Raw genomic sequence first — 20597 nt, 5'->3', positions numbered from 1 at the left:
CCTCTTTTCTCAATCCGAGTTTAGCACAGAATTTGCATAATTTTCAAGATTTTTCGCTATTTTTTTATCCATGGGACTCATCCCCTTTAGCTTGTAGTCTATGCCAAGCTCCTCATACTTTTCAACTCCCAAAGTATGATAAGGAAGGATCTCCAATTTATCTATATTTTTTTTAATGGGTCTTACAAAATCCACAAGCTTTTGCATATCCTCTTTCGAATCCGTATAGCCAGGCATCATGACATGCCTAATCCAAACTCTCACATCAGAATTTTTTATACAAGTGATAAACTCCAATAAAAGGTCTTGCTTTGCTCCTGTTATCTCTTCAAATTTTATTGGGTCATAATGCTTTATATCCAAAAGTATTAAATCGGCCTCATTTACAATATCCTCATAATAGCGCCCATCCCCAATACCAGATGTGTCAACAGCCACATGTATGCCCTCCTTTTTAAGGGCAAGTATAGTTTCCAAAAGAAACTTCCCATTTGCCATAGGCTCACCCCCGGAAAGAGTAACCCCGCCACCATTTTTAAAATAGGGTTTCATTCTAATAGCCCTTTTGACTATCTGCTCTGTTGAAATAGGATGACCACAAGATGGGTTTTGAGTATCCGGATTATGACAAAATAAGCATCTCAAGGGACAACCAGAAAGAAAAAACACAGTTCTTATCCCTGGTCCATCCAAAAGACCCATAGTTTCAATAGAATGTAAATTTGCCATACGAACACCTCTAATCAATTTCTTTAAATCTTGTAAATTTAAGAGCCATCTAGAAAATCCGGATGGCTCTTTTAACTACTATTTATTTTACACTTTTATGCCATTTGGTGGAAGGTTCTTTGAAGAACTTCTCTCTTTTGTTCATCAGTAAGTCTGTTGAAGTGAACGGCATAGCCCGAAACTCTTATAGTGAGGTTCGGATACTTGTCAGGATTTTTATAAGCATCCAATAATTTTTCTCTTTGAAGAACATTTACATTCAAGTGGAAAGCTTTTTGTCCAAAATATCCATCCATGATATTTACAAGGTTATCTACTCTTTGTTCATGACTCTTTCCTAGAGCATCTGGAACAATTGTAAAGGTATTTGAAATACCATCTTCGCATACACACTCATATGGCAATTTAGCAACCGAGTTCAAAGATGCCAAGGCTCCATTTTCATCCCTTCCATGCATCGGATTGGCACCAGGCGCAAAAGGTTCTCCAGCCTTTCTGCCATCAGGAGTTGTACCCGTCTTTTTGCCATACATTACATTAGATGTGATAGTAAGAGCAGACAAGGTAATCTTAGCATGCTTATAGGTTGCGTGTTTCTTTAATTCATTGCTGAAGTAAGTCAAAAGTTCTACTGCAATTTGGTCAACCCTGTCATCATCATTTCCATATTTCGGGAAATCTCCTTCGGTTTCAAAATCAACCGCTATTCCATTTTCATCTCTTATCGGCTTTACTTTGGCATACTTGATAGCAGAAAGAGAGTCTGCGGCGATAGAAAGTCCTGCCACACCACAAGCCAAGTTGATCTTTACTTTGCTATCATGTAGAGCCATTTGTCCAGCCTCATAAGCATACTTGTCATGCATGAAGTGGATTACATTAAGAGCATTTACATAAAGTCCTGCAACTTCTGATAGAACCTTCTTGTAAGAAGCAACAACTTCTTCATAATCAAGATACTCAGAGTCAATCCTCTTTATGTCTTTGAAAACTCTTATAGGACTGTTATCCTTATTTTTCTTCTTTTCATCCACTCCACCATTTATTGAGTACAATAAAGACTTGGCAAGATTTGCTCTAGCTCCGAAAAATTGCATTTCCTTGCCAACTTCCATAGCAGATACGCAGCAAGCAATAGCATAATCATCACCATACATATTTCTCATCAAATCATCATTTTCATATTGAATGGAGTCTGTCAAGATTGAAATCTTAGAACAGAACTTCTTCCAACTTTCAGGAAGAGCGTCAGCCCAAAGTATAGTCATATTTGGTTCAGGTGCCGATCCCAAATTTATAAGAGTATGCAAGAATCTAAAAGCAGTCTTAGTAACAAGAGTCCTACCATCTAGACCCATACCTCCTATTGACTCGGTAACCCAAGTCGGGTCTCCTCCAAACACCTCATCATAATCAGGAGTACGCAAGTGACGCACAAGTCTTAATTTTATAACAAGTTGATCTATAAGCTCTTGAGCTCCAAGCTCATCCAGAATACCCCTATCCATATCCCTCTTTATATAGATATCAATAAAAGATGTATTCCTTCCAAAACTCATAGCCGCACCATTGTTTTCCTTGACAGCAGCTAGATAACCCATATATAGATGTTGAACAGCCTCATGAGCATTTTCTGCAGGCTTAGAAATATCCAAACCATACTTTTCAGCCATGGTCTTCATCTTTTTCAAAGCTCTAATTTGTTCAGAAATTTCTTCTCTAAGTCTTATAGTAGCTTCAAGATTGGACTCATCAATAGAAACAGCCTTCAAATCCTTCTTCTTTTCTTCTATAAGCCTGTCAATTCCATAAAGAGCAACTCTTCTATAATCGCCTATAATTCTTCCTCTACCATAAGCATCAGGAAGTCCAGTGATAAGACCAACAGTTCTAGCAGTTCTCATGTCTTCAGTATAAGCATCAAAAACTCCCTCATTGTGAGTCTTTCTAAATTCCTTGAAGGTTCTATCGAGAGTTTCATCCATCTTTTGCCCATAAGCCTCAAGAGATTGCTCAACCATTCTGTATCCACCATAAGGATTTACAATTCTCTTTAAAACCTCATCAGTTTGCAAACCTACGATGACTTCATTATCCTTATCTATATATCCAGCATCATATCCATCAATAGATGAAAATCTTGTAGTGTCCGCCTTTCTATAATTTTCTTTGATTTCCTTATTAATCAAAGCCTCAACTTCAGCCCAAAGCGCTTCAGTCTTCTTAGACTTGCCCTCTAAGAAGGAATCATCTCCCTCATAGGGAACATAGTTTTCTTGGATAAAGTTTCTTACATCAATCTTCTCTTTCCATTGGTTTCCTTTAAAACCTTCATATGCTTTCATATTCCCCTCCATAGTATTGTATATAGTATATATGTGTGTATAGTTTTTACTTCAAATACATTGTAAAAGGTTTTCACGGAATTGTATGTGATGTAAATCACATAGTCGCCAAATATTATCTATATCCCAAGAAAACTAGTAAAATCAAGTTTTCTCTTGCAAAAAATTTATTCAAAACAAAGAAAATAAAAAAGGAAACACTAAAATCAAAACATTTTCATATATAAAAATGCAAATAAAAAAGTATGAGCAAAATCTTGCCCATACTTTTTAAGCCTTCATAAAGGCAAATATTAAATTGTAATTTCAATTATAAAGTCAAAAATCTAATCACTTATCGACCCTTAACCAAATCTCCTCAATATCATTTGGTCTCATCCTGCGATAATAATGATTATGGCTTGCCTCTATAATTTCATAGTAAGCCCAATGTCTAGGACTAATGTCGATAAAATTAGTTATCGTAACTCCCTTTAGACCTTCAGCTCTGACTTTTCTGTTATAAAGGCTATTTAGTATGCTAGTTATTTCTCCTCTTCTAATCATAGAATCAGGTCTAAAAGTTCCATCAGGATAACCCTTGATTCTATTATTGCCATAGCATTGATTGATTGCCGCTTCAAACTTGTGACCCTTCACATCTTCAAAAGGAGCAATAGCATCATTTTTCTTGTCAATATATGAAATCAACTTAGCCAGCTCAGCTCTAGTCATCTTGTCATTAGGTCTAAATCTTTCGCCCGCTTTTTCCTCCAAAATACCAGCCTTATAAGCTGCATTCAAAGCACCTGCATACCAAGTATTAGCCTTAGTATCTGCAAATACAGGCTTGCTAGTATCACTCAAATCATACTCTTGAAGTCTTGAAACCATAAGCACAGCCTCTGCCCTTGATACATTTCCATCGGCACGCACAGTTTTATCAGGATATCCAAAAATATAAGCCTTGCTATAACCCTCTTCTAACTTAGCGCCATCACCACGGCTTGGCACAGCTCCAAAAGAAATCACTCCAAAGCCTTTGTCTGCTTGATTATCACTTCCTGGACTCTTATCCAAAATAGAAATGTCTAAGAAAGGTTTATCCATCACAAGAGCTTGAAGAGTTGTAGAATCTCTTAGTTCAACCGGCACCCTTATATCTTGTTTTAGAGCATCTTCACTTGCAAAAACAGTTATGACACCTGTGCTAGGATCAATTGTAACATTTATTCCATGAGGAGCTTGGAAGCTATCAAGTATATGATAGCTTGTATTAGAAGGAACATTTTTTGCAATTGGTCTTGCAGTCTTGCTCTCACCCTTATTAATTACAATAGGTGCATAAGAAACAATCGGACTACCTTCTTTTACAGCACTTGCTGTGAAAACTTTATTGCTATTAGTAACAACCTTATCATCTGGTTTCCATTTTACATTTTCATATCCCCCAATAGCTTTTGCATCTATCAAATTGAAAATTGTATCATGAAGTGTCGGATGAATATATTTTCCAAGATTAGTATTTGGTTTTATTAGATAAGTTGCATACTCAAGTGGATGAGCTTTATCGCCTTTTTTTACATCAATAACTCGTCCAGAGTTTGCATCTTTCTTTTCAACCTTGACACCTTCTCCAAGCATAAATTTGACTTTTATAGCATCGCTTGGCGCATTAGTATCGCCGCCTGGCAATACATGATCTTTTACATGTAAGGTTTGGTCTTTTACTAGTATGCTTGAGCCGTCACTGAATTCTACTTTTAGGTTTCCTTTGAAGTCACCTGCTTTTTCTGTTTTTCTTTCTGCTTTTGGTGCTTCTATTGTTCCGCCTTCTCCTAGGTCTGTTACTTTTGCCTTATTGAATTCGTCTTTTAATGTTTTGTCTGTTACTGTGTCTTTTAGTTTTACTCCGTCTTTCCAGAAGTTTGAGTCTAGTGTGTCTCCTACCCATGCGGCTAGGTCTTTTCCTTTTAGTCCACCTGCTTCTTCTATTATTTCTTTTGTCGTTTTCTTTTCTGCTGTTGCTGTTACTGTTGTATTTTTTTGGATTCCGTTGGTTTCATCTATTGCTGGTTCTGCGGTCCAGATTACTTCTCCTTTGTAGCCGTTTTTTGTGTCGACTGTTGCGTTTGGCTTTCCTGGTAATTCTTTTTCTTTAGTGTTTTTCTTTACAAATACAACTTTGTCGTCGAAGGGTTTTACTCCTGTTCCTTTTTTGTAGGTTACTTCTACGGAGTCTTTTGCTGTCGGTGGGTTTGGTACGTTCGGTTTTTCTGATCCGTTTTTGTATACATATAGCTTTTGGGTTACTTCTAGGATTGAGTTGTCTTTAAATTTAACTTCTAGTTTTCCGTCTGCTGGATTTAATACTTCGTCTGCTGTTGTTCTGTTTGATTTGTCTGTTATTGTTGCTTTTTGTAACTCTTCTGCTAATTTTTTGTTTGTGTCTTTTTCTGGATTTTTTAGTTCTACTCCATCTTTCCAGAAGTCTGAGTCTAGTGTGTCTCCTACCCATGCGGCTAGGTCTTTTCCTTTTAGTCCACCTGCTTCTTCTATTATTTCTTTTGTCGTTTTCTTTTCTGCTGTTGCTGTTACTGTTGTATTTTTTTGGATTCCGTTGGTTTCATCTATTGCTGGTTCTGCGGTCCAGATTACTTCTCCTTTGTAGCCGTTTTTTGTGTCGACTGTTGCGTTTGGCTTTCCTGGTAATTCTTTTTCTTTAGTGTTTTTCTTTACAAATACAACTTTGTCGTCGAAGGGTTTTACTCCTGTTCCTTTTTTGTAGGTTACTTCTACGGAGTCTTTTGCTGTCGGTGGGTTTGGTACGTTCGGTTTTTCTGATCCGTTTTTGTATACATATAGCTTTTGGGTTACTTCTAGGATTGAGTTGTCTTTAAATTTAACTTCTAGTTTTCCGTCTGCTGGATTTAATACTTCGTCTGCTGTTGTTCTGTTTGATTTGTCTGTTATTGTTGCTTTTTGTAACTCTTCTGCTAATTTTTTGTTTGTGTCTTTTTCTGGATTTTTTAGTTCTACTCCATCTTTCCAGAAGTCTGAGTCTAGTGTGTCTCCTACCCATGCGGCTAGGTCTTTTCCTTTTAGTCCACCTGCTTCTTCTATTATTTCTTTTGTCGTTTTCTTTTCTGCTGTTGCTGTTACTGTTGTATTTTTTTGGATTCCGTTGGTTTCATCTATTGCTGGTTCTGCGGTCCAGATTACTTCTCCTTTGTAGCCGTTTTTTGTGTCGACTGTTGCGTTTGGCTTTCCTGGTAATTCTTTTTCTTTAGTGTTTTTCTTTACAAATACAACTTTGTCGTCGAAGGGTTTTACTCCTGTTCCTTTTTTGTAGGTTACTTCTACGGAGTCTTTTGCTGTCGGTGGGTTTGGTACGTTCGGTTTTTCTGATCCGTTTTTGTATACATATAGCTTTTGGGTTACTTCTAGGATTGAGTTGTCTTTAAATTTAACTTCTAGTTTTCCGTCTGCTGGATTTAATACTTCGTCTGCTGTTGTTCTGTTTGATTTGTCTGTTATTGTTGCTTTTTGTAACTCTTCTGCTAATTTTTTGTTTGTGTCTTTTTCTGGATTTTTTAGCTCTACTCCATCTTTCCAGAAGTCTGAGTCTAGTGTGTCTCCTACCCATGCGGCTAGGTCTTTTCCTTTTAGTCCACCTGCTTCTTCTATTATTTCTTTTGTCGTTTTCTTTTCTGCTGTTGCTGTTACTGTTGTATTTTTTTGGATTCCGTTGGTTTCATCTATTGCTGGTTCTGCGGTCCAGATTACTTCTCCTTTGTAGCCGTTTTTTGTGTCGACTGTTGCGTTTGGCTTTCCTGGTAATTCTTTTTCTTTAGTGTTTTTCTTTACAAATACAACTTTGTCGTCGAAGGGTTTTACTCCTGTTCCTTTTTTGTAGGTTACTTCTACGGAGTCTTTTGCTGTCGGTGGGTTTGGTACGTTCGGTTTTTCTGATCCGTTTTTGTATACATATAGCTTTTGGGTTACTTCTAGGATTGAGTTGTCTTTAAATTTAACTTCTAGTTTTCCGTCTGCTGGATTTAATACTTCGTCTGCTGTTGTTCTGTTTGATTTGTCTGTTATTGTTGCTTTTTGTAACTCTTCTGCTAATTTTTTGTTTGTGTCTTTTTCTGGATTTTTTAGTTCTACTCCATCTTTCCAGAAGTCTGAGTCTAGTGTGTCTCCTACCCATGCGGCTAGGTCTTTTCCTTTTAGTCCACCTGCTTCTTCTATTATTTCTTTTGTCGTTTTCTTTTCTGCTGTTGCTGTTACTGTTGTATTTTTTTGGATTCCGTTGGTTTCATCTATTGCTGGTTCTGCGGTCCAGATTACTTCTCCTTTGTAGCCGTTTTTTGTGTCGACTGTTGCGTTTGGCTTTCCTGGTAATTCTTTTTCTTTAGTGTTTTTCTTTACAAATACAACTTTGTCGTCGAAGGGTTTTACTCCTGTTCCTTTTTTGTAGGTTACTTCTACGGAGTCTTTTGCTGTCGGTGGGTTTGGTACGTTCGGTTTTTCTGATCCGTTTTTGTATACATATAGCTTTTGGGTTACTTCTAGGATTGAGTTGTCTTTAAATTTAACTTCTAGTTTTCCGTCTGCTGGATTTAATACTTCGTCTGCTGTTGTTCTGTTTGATTTGTCTGTTATTGTTGCTTTTTGTAACTCTTCTGCTAATTTTTTGTTTGTGTCTTTTTCTGGATTTTTTAGTTCTACTCCATCTTTCCAGAAGTCTGAGTCTAGTGTGTCTCCTACCCATGCGGCTAGGTCTTTTCCTTTTAGTCCACCTGCTTCTTCTATTATTTCTTTTGTCGTTTTCTTTTCTGCTGTTGCTGTTACTGTTGTATTTTTTTGGATTCCGTTGGTTTCATCTATTGCTGGTTCTGCGGTCCAGATTACTTCTCCTTTGTAGCCGTTTTTTGTGTCGACTGTTGCGTTTGGCTTTCCTGGTAATTCTTTTTCTTTAGTGTTTTTCTTTACAAATACAACTTTGTCGTCGAAGGGTTTTACTCCTGTTCCTTTTTTGTAGGTTACTTCTACGGAGTCTTTTGCTGTCGGTGGGTTTGGTACGTTCGGTTTTTCTGATCCGTTTTTGTATACATATAGCTTTTGGGTTACTTCTAGGATTGAGTTGTCTTTAAATTTAACTTCTAGTTTTCCGTCTGCTGGATTTAATACTTCGTCTGCTGTTGTTCTGTTTGATTTGTCTGTTATTGTTGCTTTTTGTAACTCTTCTGCTAATTTTTTGTTTGTGTCTTTTTCTGGATTTTTTAGTTCTACTCCATCTTTCCAGAAGTCTGAGTCTAGTGTGTCTCCTACCCATGCGGCTAGGTCTTTTCCTTTTAGTCCACCTGCTTCTTCTATTATTTCTTTTGTCGTTTTCTTTTCTGCTGTTGCTGTTACTGTTGTATTTTTTTGGATTCCGTTGGTTTCATCTATTGCTGGTTCTGCGGTCCAGATTACTTCTCCTTTGTAGCCGTTTTTTGTGTCGACTGTTGCGTTTGGCTTTCCTGGTAATTCTTTTTCTTTAGTGTTTTTCTTTACAAATACAACTTTGTCGTCGAAGGGTTTTACTCCTGTTCCTTTTTTGTAGGTTACTTCTACGGAGTCTTTTGCTGTCGGTGGGTTTGGTACGTTCGGTTTTTCTGATCCGTTTTTGTATACATATAGCTTTTGGGTTACTTCTAGGATTGAGTTGTCTTTAAATTTAACTTCTAGTTTTCCGTCTGCTGGATTTAATACTTCGTCTGCTGTTGTTCTGTTTGATTTGTCTGTTATTGTTGCTTTTTGTAACTCTTCTGCTAATTTTTTGTTTGTGTCTTTTTCTGGATTTTTTAGCTCTACTCCATCTTTCCAGAAGTCTGAGTCTAGTGTGTCTCCTACCCATGCGGCTAGGTCTTTTCCTTTTAGTCCACCTGCTTCTTCTATTATTTCTTTTGTCGTTTTCTTTTCTGCTGTTGCTGTTACTGTTGTATTTTTTTGGATTCCGTTGGTTTCATCTATTGCTGGTTCTGCGGTCCAGATTACTTCTCCTTTGTAGCCGTTTTTTGTGTCGACTGTTGCGTTTGGCTTTCCTGGTAATTCTTTTTCTTTAGTGTTTTTCTTTACAAATACAACTTTGTCGTCGAAGGGTTTTACTCCTGTTCCTTTTTTGTAGGTTACTTCTACGGAGTCTTTTGCTGTCGGTGGGTTTGGTACGTTCGGTTTTTCTGATCCGTTTTTGTATACATATAGCTTTTGGGTTACTTCTAGGATTGAGTTGTCTTTAAATTTAACTTCTAGTTTTCCGTCTGCTGGATTTAATACTTCGTCTGCTGTTGTTCTGTTTGATTTGTCTGTTATTGTTGCTTTTTGTAACTCTTCTGCTAATTTTTTGTTTGTGTCTTTTTCTGGATTTTTTAGCTCTACTCCATCTTTCCAGAAGTCTGAGTCTAGTGTGTCTCCTACCCATGCGGCTAGGTCTTTTCCTTTTAGTCCACCTGCTTCTTCTATCTTATCTGCGATAGATTTCTCATATACTGCATTATATGTTTTTGCGCTTGCAACAGTACCACTTTTGTCTACAGCTGGATCCCATGGTTTATTTTTGTCTTGTGTATAAGTTTTTTGGTCTTTTTTTCCTTCGACTTTAAGTTCGCCTATTAGTTTTTTTAATGTTTGATTGCTATAATCGGTGTTTTCCTTAACGTCGATATATGCTTTTTCTTGCCCTGCGTATATGCCTTGTGTATGTGTACCTTTTATGCCATTATCGCCTTGTTTTGCTTTTTCGTTCGCATCGAATGTCAAACGAATGTAATCGTCTGCTAATCCTACCGGATCTTTTGAGCCTGGCTTTGTTGGTGGGACTATTGCGTCTGGTTGGCTTGTTAATGTTATTGTGCCGCCCTTGGTATAGTCATACTCCTTCTTTACTTTGTACTCAACTCCATCAAGTGTTACTTTATAACTGCTAGTTTCATCTCCCGTTTCACCTTCTACTTCTAATTTGGGTGGATTTGATGAATCATAAACGTTTAACTCATTTATATCGCCAGCACCAGTTTCTGGATCAAACATTTCATTATTTTTAAGATTATATTCAGGGTTCATTGTGCTTAATTCAAATGGCACTTCTAAGTCTTTATTATTAAACTTAACTTTTAAGTTTCCTACTTGTACGTCTTGTCCATAGGGGTCTTTTGCGACGAGTTTAACTAGTGGGTGAACAATCTCCATTACTTCAAATTCAAAGTCCCAAGTTGAGTTTTCATCTACTTGTCTTGTATCAGTGGTAGAGTCTGCTCCCTTTACTAGTCTAATGTTTACATTAGAGTTCGGATTTTGAATTTCTGCATAAAGCACTCCCGCTCCTATTTCTGCTGGGATTTCTAATTCTGTGTTTAAAGTTTCATTTTTTTGTACAGTAATTTCTTTTGATGCTACTGGAGAATCCTCGCCTTGGCCTGTCATTTTGAAGAAAAGTTTTATTTCTAGCCCACTTGTCAAAAGGTCTGGACTCATACTATTTTCTTCGCCATTTAAACCTAATGTTATTAAGCTAACCGCTATTTTTTGATTAATTGTTTGACCCGATGATCTTACTGCCGAGTTAATTATTTCGTCTCCAAGTTCTAAGTCATCAAATGCCATGGATCTAATTTGAAATTTTTTTGCTTCGTCTTTTGGTTTTTTAGGGCTTGTGCTTTTTGTTTCCAAAACTTTAAATACTAATTTGTCGCCTTTTAAAGTCCCGTTAACCACATTTTTGTCTTTTTGATTGTTTTCGTTTGTATTGGCAAATACTGTTAAGGGTAGTGCTGTTAATATCATCAATAGTGCCAATATAAATGAAACAACTCTTTTATTGTTGGTCATAGTTCTCCTTCTTTTTTATGTTTAGGGGGATTAGACCCCCAAACATTTTTTTATTTTATTATCCAAGTGTATGGATTTGTTATCTTAAATCCATTTTGGCCTTGAGTACCAATTCTTCCTACTATGTCTACAACATCTCCCTTTGAAAATTTATAATCATTCAAAATGATTTTTTGTCTAGATGCTGTTGCAAAGTCCACTTCTTGCTTGAATTTTATTTGGGCATCTATTCCTTCATAATTAAAATATTTATCTTGCTTATAATTATCTAAACAGGTGCCTTCTTTATATACCGTGATAGTCACTCTTGTGTTCGGTTCTGTTGTTGTCACATATACATAGTTTCTATTTCTAAGAGGCCTTTGGATGCGGATTACAGTTTGTTCTACTGGCGCGTAGCTGGTGTCTGTATTATTTTCATTTCCATACTTGTCGGCTGCCTTTATCCTCATGTCCGTGATGTCATCTTTAAGCTTTAGCCTTTCGATTTCATATGCAAGCTCGCTTTTGGAGTTGAAATCTTTTTGTTTTTCTTGTCCATTTTCCTTATACAAGAGTGTTACTTGTCCTTCTGGTGTTTCGTCTAATTGGATGTATATATTAGTCCACCTTCTCCAGCGCTCTTGTCTTAAATCTTGCGATGTCACAACTGGAGCTTTAAAGTCTAATGTAACGATTTCTGAATCTACCAATCTCTTGTTTGGCTCCTTGGCTTTGATTTTTATTTTTCTCGGTGTGCCATCAGCCTTAGTAAGTTCAGTTTTTGGGACATTAAAGGTTTTTGATTTTCCCGGTGTAGTTTCGGCACCTTCGACTGGAATTGTATATTTATAACTTGTATCTTCAAATGTTCCATCATCTTTTTCAACAAGTAGGGTGTATACAGTGCCAGCTATCGGCTTGTCCGTTACTTTTGGCTCTGGTACCACAAATCTTATGGGGACAATTTCTTCATTATTTTTATCGACTGTATATTTTTCTTGGCTGATATCAGTGACTTTATTTGATTTTAGCCTTTCTTTAACTATCATCTCATCTTCTCTTGTGGTTATCCTTTCACCAGCATTTATGACTCCTACAGCTACAAATTTGTCGCCTGCTTTAAGAGCTGGTGTCAGTTTGCCCAAGATTATCATTCCTTCTTCATCTTGTTTAACTTTGATTCCTGCATCTGATTTTGCTGGATCTTGGTCTAAAACATATTGAGCATAAGATTTGTTTGGATCTATCCTAGGAGGCCTTGTTAGAGTTATTTTTTTGTTCCCCGGCATTTTGACTTCTATTTCATCAAGCTGTCTTTTTGGCGGCCTTATATATACCATGTCATCTTTTTCATCCGGTTCTTCTTTGATAGCTTCATATGCTTGGTTAATTGTAGGTGGTATAAGATCAAAGATTGTATTCTTTACATCGATTATATATCCAGTTGAGTCAAAGTAGCCTAAGTTTGCACCTGGTGCATGTGGTATGACCCCTTCTGGGTGGTCTTTTGATGTGTGTTTTCTTATAGTTGCTGCTGAAAAAGCGTCTACGTCTGGTTTGTTTCCAAGTTCTATATACTGAGTTTTTCTACCATAGTGTTTTACTGAGCCGTCTGGATTTTTTTGCATTTCTTCAATCTTTAAGTTGTAGTCTGACCAAGTTGTCGAACCACCATTAAAGGCATTTATTTGTTCTGGCGTTTTTAGTTCGACTACTATATATGACATTCTACGGCCTTTAGCGTCGTATCCTTTTAGATTTTCCCAAATAACTCCACCCGGCTTATATTCTTTTATAGTGCCTTTTATCGGATAGTATGTCGCCCCTTTAACCACAACTTCGTATCCAAAAGTTCCAACCGCAGGACGTCCTATAAGGGCAAATTTTAAATCTTTTATTAAATTAGGATCTTCACTTATTTGTTTGCCAGACTTGTCATGCCAAGTTTTGCTAGCCTTTACTGTAAAGTCTTTTTTCCAAACTGCATATAGGTCTAGTCCTTTTACGACATCGAATGTATAATCGTAGTTTTCCTCACCATTTCTTGTCTTTGTCGTACCTTTCGCAGCAAGTTTAAAAGTATCTCCATCTCTTAGGTATAGGTCCTTAGTTAAACCTTCCCCTTTTATGTTGATATCCGGTTCTTCAGCATTTTTATTTCTAGAAAATCCTACCAATGAGTAGCCTTTGCGGGTGAATTCAGCTTTTTCATAAACCGATTTTAAATTTGCATCAATTTTGCTTGGATCTGCATCTTTTGCCTTAAGCTTTTCTATGACAGATTTTTCAAGCACTTGTTTGTCAACATATTCTTGCATGCCTTCTTTAGAATCATCCTTATCAAAGTTCGAGTGAAGTCTAATCGTAGGCTCTGCCCAAACTCCGTAAACTTCTATAGCTTCGTCCATGGGTGATTTGGAATTATATACATAGGCGTTTTTCTTTGCCTCTTCCCAGTCTTTTAATTCTTTTATAACCTTATTTTCTTCTATCAGTTTGAAATATTTTTGGGCTGCTGTAAGTCTTTCTCCTTCTGGAACAGGAGCGACATCGTCTTCAAGTTTTTTGCTTGTCCAGCCTATCAGGAGCTTGCCATCTATAAGCTTGTTTCCATCTTTATCCACTACTTCTGGCCATTGTCTTTGTAATAAGGCTTGTTTTTGTTGATTTGCTATGCTTGTGTCACTAGCATTTATATCATAAGGTCTATCGTTGTGGTCGAGGTAGTTTATCATCTTTTTGCCATCAACTTCGACTACCTTTGTTGTGTCGACTCTTATATCATCTAGTGTGCCTTCTATGATCTCGCCCTTGTCGTTTAATTCCCCAAATCCATTTGCTTTATAGCTTTCATTTTTTATAAATTTTTTAGTGTCTTCATCGTAACTATATAGATAATTTTTGTTTAAGGGAGCTATCTTTTTGTAAGATACATCATCTCCAAGGGGTCCTCCCGGTTTAAATGTGACTTTCGCTTGAACCTGTTCTATAACATCCGATCCGTCAAGTGAAGCCGACATTATAGCCCTGTTTGAAACATATACTGGTGTGTCTTTTTTAATATCAGTTGGTATTATTATGGCTTGATATTTTTTTAGTTGATCATCTCCAGCTGCGTTTGGATTACTTGTATCAAATTTGTGGCCCTTGTATGTCACATACTTATCTTCTGCTACTTCAATTCCACCTTGGTCCTTTTTAAGGCTGGTTCTTAATACTGTTTCAGTTTCATCTTTCGCTGCCGAGAATTTTTGATCCTTTCTAAGAGTTTCACCTTCTGGTATAGCTAGTGTCATCTCAGCTCTGTCGTAGTTTGATGCTCCAGTGATTTTTTTATCGTCTGTAAATATTTCATCAACATAAGGCTTATAAATTGTGCTGACCATGGCACCCCCTGTAATAGTTGGTGACCATTTTACAATCCTAGGCCTGTGTTCTACTATTGGTTTAGAAAATTTAAAGAGTTCAGTATTTCCTTTTTTCATGACAAGAGTTTGCTTGTCAGCTTTTTTGAGATTATATACACCCTTTACGCTGATGTTCGCATCTTTTGGTATGATCATGTCATATGGCACTGTCCAAGTATATATTTTTGCATTTCTAAGAGGTACCATGCTAATACTTCCATAGTAGTCCATAGAGAAGTCATCATTGCCAATAGTTATCATCTTGTTAGTGTCATAGATTATGGCAGCACCACCTATATAGCCTTGAGGCTCATTATATTCTAGACTTATCTTATCGCCTTTTGAAAGTTTTATGTCGCTTGTGGATTTTGTAGTGAAGTCAAGCGTTCCTTGAGCATCTCCACTTATGACTGTGGAATAAAAAGAAAATGATTTTAGTCCTGATCCCTTTATTATATTTGCAAGGGTCTCCTTATTTACATAGTATCTAAATCTTGTCGCAACTCCAGAGTTAAGCTCGGTTGTGGTTCCATTCAAGATGGAATCTTGTGGATTGTCGCCTATTTTTTTTGTTTTTATGCTGTCTGCACCTTCATATTGGTCGTCCCAGTTGTTGCCAGCAAGTTGTAAATATGACAGACCGTTTTTGGTTGTAAAGTCATCCTTTTTCAATGAAATTACCGGATTTGCAGGATATTCGTTATCATAAGCATCCCAAATCCTAACCTCAGCAACTGTGCCATTGGCTCTTTCTTCCAACACGTCCATAAAAGACTTATCAAAGACTTGTCTTACAGCCAAGGGGTTTTTTTGATTTCTTGTTGTACCTATTGTGTTTCCTGTTGCAAGTTTTGCCTGCTTGTATATGACGTCTATATAGCCTCCATCCAAATCATAAGTTATATATGATGTCGTATTATAAAAAGGCTCTGGTGTTTCTCCTATAAGGCTTGGATTTAGCTCCTTGTCATAGTCAGTATTGGTAAGTGGCAAAACTGTTGTCAAAGTATAAGAATTGTAGGAAGCGACAGGGTTTTTTTCTGAGGCTCTGGTGTAGACGAGTTCATGATTGTCATCTACAAGTCTCGCTTGCACCAAAACTTGTTCGGTAAAATCTGTTACCCTAACTCCTTCATTTAGTACGAAGTCGATAGGAGTTGAAAGACGTGCAGATCCTCCAACCAAGTTGCCATTATTTGCCAAGCTTTGCACATAGGTGTAATCTGCACCTGTTTCAATTCTTGAAATTTTAGCAAATGGTGATATGCCTCTTGTGTCATTGTTGAAGTCATGAGCTTGTCCGTCAAATGCCAACTTGTACATGCCTGATTTTGACCAGTCAACTTTTGTGGCAAAGTTTTCAGGAAGTTTTATTATAAGCTTTTTCCAAACAGCAGTTGCCAAGTTTTGAAACATATTAAAGCTTATCCTAAGCACATCTCTTCCTTCGGCATTCTTGTAGTAGCCCACATAAGATATGGAGGGTGTTTTTACTCCTTCTGCATTTGCCACCCTTCTTAATATGTTATAGGCTCCCAAGGGCCAAGCATCTGATTTGTTCTCTACTGTTTGGTAGTTCCAGTCAGCTGGTTTTATAGCTGCAAAAGCCTTTGAGGGAATTAGCCCTACTAGCATCAATAGTACCAAACACAAACTAATTACTTTTTGTATTTTTTCCTTCATTACTTCTCCTTTCGACTTTCTGTCGGCATAAAATTTTTGTCGCAGATTTTTGTTTTTTCTTTTACCATTTTATGCCCGTCTTTATTTGTATTATTGGCATAATGGTCTTATTTTCCTATTATACACCAATTGTATGTATTTATGTATCTATGCGCTTGGATTGGCTTTATTCGCACAATTTCATTATTTTACAAATTGTTTTTTTATCATAATTTTTAGAAGTGCTTTTGTCTTTATTCATTAAATTTGTTTAAAAATTCACCTTTTATTTAAATTTTTATAGTTTATTACATTTTTGTTTCAATTGTAATCAAAAAAAGAAGTCTTAGTTTTATTTTTCTAAGACTTCTTTTTCTTGAGTTTCTTTTTTGTCATTTTTTATATCTCTAAATATATTTCTTATTAATATTTGAATTTTTTGGAGCAAGAAGGGTTCTTTTACTTCTTCTTTTGCTATCAAATCGACTACTTGTATCTCTTTTCCATTTTTATAATAGATTGCCTTTCCAAGGCTTTGTCCTCTTTTTATTGGGTAGGTCAAATTTTCATCAATTTTGTAAGAGACTTCAACTTTGTCATCAGCTCTTTTTATTATTTTTACTGCCCGATCTGGATAGGCTCCTATTTTTTGAGGTCTGCCATCGGGAATTTCTATTTCTTTTAGAGCTTTTTTGGGATCTGCCATATCCTCTAAAACATATTCCTTGAAGCCCTTTTCTACTATTTTTTTGACTGCTACATACCTTGCCCAGTCATTTTTGCAGCCCAGTGTTATTCCTATGATGCGCATGGGACTTTTAGAATTTTTGTTGATGCCTGTTGCTATCATACATCTGCCGGCTGCGTTTGTGTATCCAGTTTTAAGTCCGTCTACTCCTTCTATGATTCCCAAGGCAGGGTTTGTTGAATAGCCTATATAATCTCTATCCGGCCTATTTATACATGCCATGGATGTGTAGTCTAGTATCTGTGGATAGTCCTTTATCAAATGCCTTGCAAGTTCAAACATTTCTCTGGCACTCATCCTGTTGTAGAGGGCTTCTTCTTCGCCTGCGTATTTGGTGAGTCCATGAGGATTTATCATGATGGCATTTTTTAGTCCGAGGGCTTGGCACTTTTCATTCATCATCTGTACAAAGTTGTCGACATTTCCTGCGACATGGATGGCTAGAGCATTTATTGCATCATTTGCGGATACAACGAGGGCGGCTTCTATTAATTCTTTTACAGTATAGACTTCTCCAGCTTTTGCATCAAAATTGGAGCCTTTGATAGCAGCCGATGCGGCATCCATTGTCACCTTGTCTTCAAGAGAAATTTTGCCAGCCTTTATTGCATCAAAAACCAAATAGATAGATACGAGTTTGGATGTGGATGCCATGGCTCTTACTGTGTCTATGTCTTTTGCTTCTAGGATGGTGCCTGTGTCATAGTCTCCCAAAAGATAGGCGCTGGTGAGCTGGTCTAGGCTCTTTTTTTCTAGTTCTTCAATTGTAAGGGCCTCCTCATAGGTCGCTCTTTGTACTCCATTTTTGGTGGGTACAAAGATGTTTTGATCTCTTATGGGACCTTCTCTTAATTCAACTTCAAAATTATCTTCTTGCTTGGATTTGCTAGCTGCAAGATTTGTTTGAGGTATTATTAAAATTAGTATTAGGGCTAAAATTATAAGTCTTTTTTTCATCGTTCACCTCGTTCTCTAATTTTACCATATTTTTTTGTGGGCATAATAAAAATTCGAGCCATGGCAAGCTCGAATTTCTCTATTGTTTTTATTTGAATTCGTCCCATCCTTCTTTGCCATCTGTGCCAAAGCGAATCAATTTTTGAACTTCGCCAAGTAGCAAGGGGACAAGAGATGCTACGATTACTATGATTGTATTTTTGCTGCCCAGATCTACCAAATCAAAGATTTTTTCAAAAAATGGCACATACATTACAAGCAAAAGCAAAATAAAGGATAAGCCCACTCCCTTTATAAGGGTCTTGTTGGTAAAGAATCCGAGTTTGAAAATGGTGTGGCCCACAGATCTTGCTGAAAAAGATCTCAAAAGCTCTGCTATTATGAGAGTTGAAAATGCCATAGTCCTTGCCATTTGTAGACCTTCTCCACTGTCTGAGTAGGTCTTTAGGCCCCATAAATATACGAAAAGAGTTGCGCAGGTGATGGCGATCGATTGTACCGCTACTGTTATGGAGATTTTTTTATCCATAATAGCTTCTCTTGGGTCTCTCGGCTTTTCTTTCATTATGTCGGGATCTCCCGGCTCAACTCCAAGTGCCAAGGCTGGGAATGAATCTGTCACTAGATTTAACCACAACAATTGAATTGGCTCCAGAGGCACTGGAACATTTATCAAAATTGCTATTAGGACAATTAAAACTTCTGCTATGTTGCAGGATAAAAGGTAGGCAACGAATTTTTTTATGTTGGAATATATGATTCTGCCTTCTTCTACTGCATGGACTATTGTCGCAAAATTGTCGTCCATCAAGATTAGTTCCGCTGTGTTTTTGGCAACATCTGTGCCTGTTATTCCCATGGCTATTCCTATGTCAGCCTTTTTGATGGCTGGTGCATCGTTTACTCCATCGCCTGTCATGGCAACTATATGGCCATTTTCTTTGAAGGCGTTTACTATCTGAACTTTGTTTTCCGGAGATACTCTTGAGAAAACTCTCTTGGTCTTTACGAGTTCTCTTAGTTCTTCTTTTGAGTAAGCATCTAGCTCTTTGCCAGTTATGGCTTGTGATTCTTCTTCGGCTATGCCAAGTTCTTTTGCTATTGCAAGGGCGGTTATCTTGTGATCTCCTGTGATCATTACTGGGATTATGCCAGCTTCCTTACATTCTTTTATGGCTATCTTGGCTTCTGGCCTTGCGGGGTCTATCATGCCTACCATGCCAGTGAAAATCATTTCTCTTTCATGCTCGGCGCTGTTTGGCTCTTTAGGGATATTTTCGTGGTCTTTGAAGGAGAAAGCCAAGACTCTCAAGGCTTCTTTTGCAAAGTCTTCGTTTGTTTTTAAAATTTCTTTTCTCTTGTCGGCTGTCAGCTCTTCAACCTTGCCATCTATTAGTATTCGGTCGCATCTTTCCAAGACTAAATCTGGAGCTCCCTTGGTAAATCCGTAAACTTTTCCAGCTTCAAAATCATCGTGGAAGGTCGTCATCATTTTTCTTTCAGAGTCAAAAGGAATCTCCTTTTCTCTGTTGACCCTAGTTCTTAGTTCTTTTTGGTCAATGCCCAATTTTTCTGCAAAAGTCAAGAGGGCTCCCTCAGTGGGATCTCCTATTATGTTCCAAGTTCCATCATCTGATGTGAGCTCAGCATCATTTGCCAAGCTTCCTATTTGGCCTAATAAGAACAGATCTTCGTATTCTTTCGCCTCGACTTCTTCATCAGAAAGCAAGATTTTACCTTTCGGATCATATCCACTTCCTTCTAAGTCAAATATCTTATCTGAGACCAAAACTTTTTTTACTGTCATCTCATTTTGAGTCAAAGTCCCCGTCTTATCCGAGCATATTACAGTTGTAGTGCCCAGAGTTTCCACCGCCAAAAGTTTTTTTACTATGGCATTTTTGCCAGCCATTTTTTTCATGCCTAGCGAAAGCACTATGGTAACTATGGCGGGAAGGCCTTCTGGTATGGCTGCTACTGCAAGAGAAATTGCCGTCATAAACATGACTGTAAATTCATGTTTGAAGGCCAAGCCAACAGCAAGTACAAGTCCACAAACCACAAGAACCAAAATGCCAAGCAACTTGGACAGCCCCGCCAATTTTTTTTGAAGGGGGGTCATCTCATCTTCAAGGCCCTTTAGTCCTCCGGCTATCTTTCCTATTTCAGTTTGTTCGCCCGTACTTACGACTAGACCCTCGCCCCTTCCATAAGAAACTATTGTAGAGGAATATGCCATATTTTTTCTATCGCCAAGGGTCAAATCATCTTTATAGACTTCATAAGCGTGCTTTTCTTCTGAAACTGATTCCCCTGTGAGGGAAGCCTCGTCAATTTTCAAGTTCGATGATTTTATAAGTCTCAAATCTGCTGGCACTATGTCACCAGTATCCAAGATGACCACATCTCCCGGCACCAGACTTGCAGAGTCGACTTCCACTTTTTTGCCAGCCCTAATTACCTTGGCTGTTGGTGATGACATCTTTTTTAATGATGCCAAGGCTTCCTCTGCCTTTCCTTCTTGATAGAGCGACAAGAGTGCATTTACTACTACGATTGCAATTATTATTATGGAGTCCAGCCTTTCTCCATTTATTATTGAAACTATGGCAGCTGCAATTAAAATTAAAATCATAGGATCTAAAAATTGATCTGCCAATTTTTTTATAAAAGGCTTCTTGCTCTCTTCTTTTAATTCATTCTTTCCATAGTCTTTGAGTCTTTTCTGCACTTCATTTTCGTCCAGACCATTTGATGATGATTTTAAATTTTTAAAAGCATCCTCAATTTTTTCTTTATAAAAATCCATATATCCTCCTCTGTAAATCCCGGCAATAAAAAAAGACCTTGCCTCAACAAGGTCTTGCTACCTAGGCAGACTTTCAACCGGGCCTTTGCCGTATTGACGATTGAAAA

Annotated in this window: 6 protein-coding genes; all 6 read right to left on the bottom strand. The window is 37.4% G+C overall.

From position 1 onward, the window contains the following. Window positions 1-9: 9 nt before the first annotated feature. Complete coding sequence (gene pflA / locus LV469_07225) at window positions 10-729, bottom strand: pyruvate formate lyase-activating protein (GenBank protein UHR02429.1); 720 nt, start codon at window positions 727-729, stop codon at window positions 10-12. 95 nt (window positions 730-824) lie between these two features. Further along, entirely contained in the window at window positions 825-3074 is a 2250-nt protein-coding gene (gene pflB / locus LV469_07220; GenBank protein ID UHR02428.1) for a formate C-acetyltransferase, read from the bottom strand. Window positions 3075-3404: 330 nt separating this feature from the next. After that, the gene (locus LV469_07215) at window positions 3405-10925 is read right to left on the bottom strand and encodes an S-layer homology domain-containing protein (GenBank protein ID UHR02427.1); all 7521 of its coding nucleotides are present in this window, start codon (window positions 10923-10925) and stop codon (window positions 3405-3407) included. Between the two features lie 50 nt (window positions 10926-10975). After that, window positions 10976-15997, bottom strand: coding sequence for a hypothetical protein (locus LV469_07210; GenBank protein UHR02426.1), 5022 nt, complete (start codon window positions 15995-15997; stop codon window positions 10976-10978). A gap of 331 nt (window positions 15998-16328) precedes the next feature. Next, on the bottom strand, window positions 16329-17681 hold the full coding sequence (locus tag LV469_07205) for a D-alanyl-D-alanine carboxypeptidase (GenBank protein ID UHR02425.1): 1353 nt from the start codon (window positions 17679-17681) through the stop codon (window positions 16329-16331). Between the two features lie 88 nt (window positions 17682-17769). Beyond that, the gene (locus LV469_07200; GenBank protein UHR02424.1) at window positions 17770-20490 is read right to left on the bottom strand and encodes a cation-translocating P-type ATPase; all 2721 of its coding nucleotides are present in this window, start codon (window positions 20488-20490) and stop codon (window positions 17770-17772) included. Window positions 20491-20597 lie beyond the last annotated feature (107 nt).

Source organism: Peptoniphilus sp. GNH (genome assembly GCA_021307325.1).
Taxonomy (GTDB): domain Bacteria; phylum Bacillota; class Clostridia; order Tissierellales; family Peptoniphilaceae; genus KA00134.
Note: the sequence above shows the minus strand (reverse complement) of the source record. Positions and strands in the feature narration are given on the sequence as shown.

What these genes read in the sequence shown, in the direction of transcription:
- LV469_07215 (UHR02427.1), bottom strand. Translation starts at nt 10,925, where the DNA reads ATGACCAACAATAAAAGAGTTGTTTCATTTATATTGGCACTATTGATG.
- pflA (UHR02429.1), bottom strand. Translation starts at nt 729, where the DNA reads ATGGCAAATTTACATTCTATTGAAACTATGGGTCTTTTGGATGGACCA.
- LV469_07210 (UHR02426.1), bottom strand. Translation starts at nt 15,997, where the DNA reads ATGAAGGAAAAAATACAAAAAGTAATTAGTTTGTGTTTGGTACTATTG.
- LV469_07205 (UHR02425.1), bottom strand. Translation starts at nt 17,681, where the DNA reads ATGAAAAAAAGACTTATAATTTTAGCCCTAATACTAATTTTAATAATA.
- LV469_07200 (UHR02424.1), bottom strand. Translation starts at nt 20,490, where the DNA reads ATGGATTTTTATAAAGAAAAAATTGAGGATGCTTTTAAAAATTTAAAA.
- pflB (UHR02428.1), bottom strand. Translation starts at nt 3,074, where the DNA reads ATGAAAGCATATGAAGGTTTTAAAGGAAACCAATGGAAAGAGAAGATT.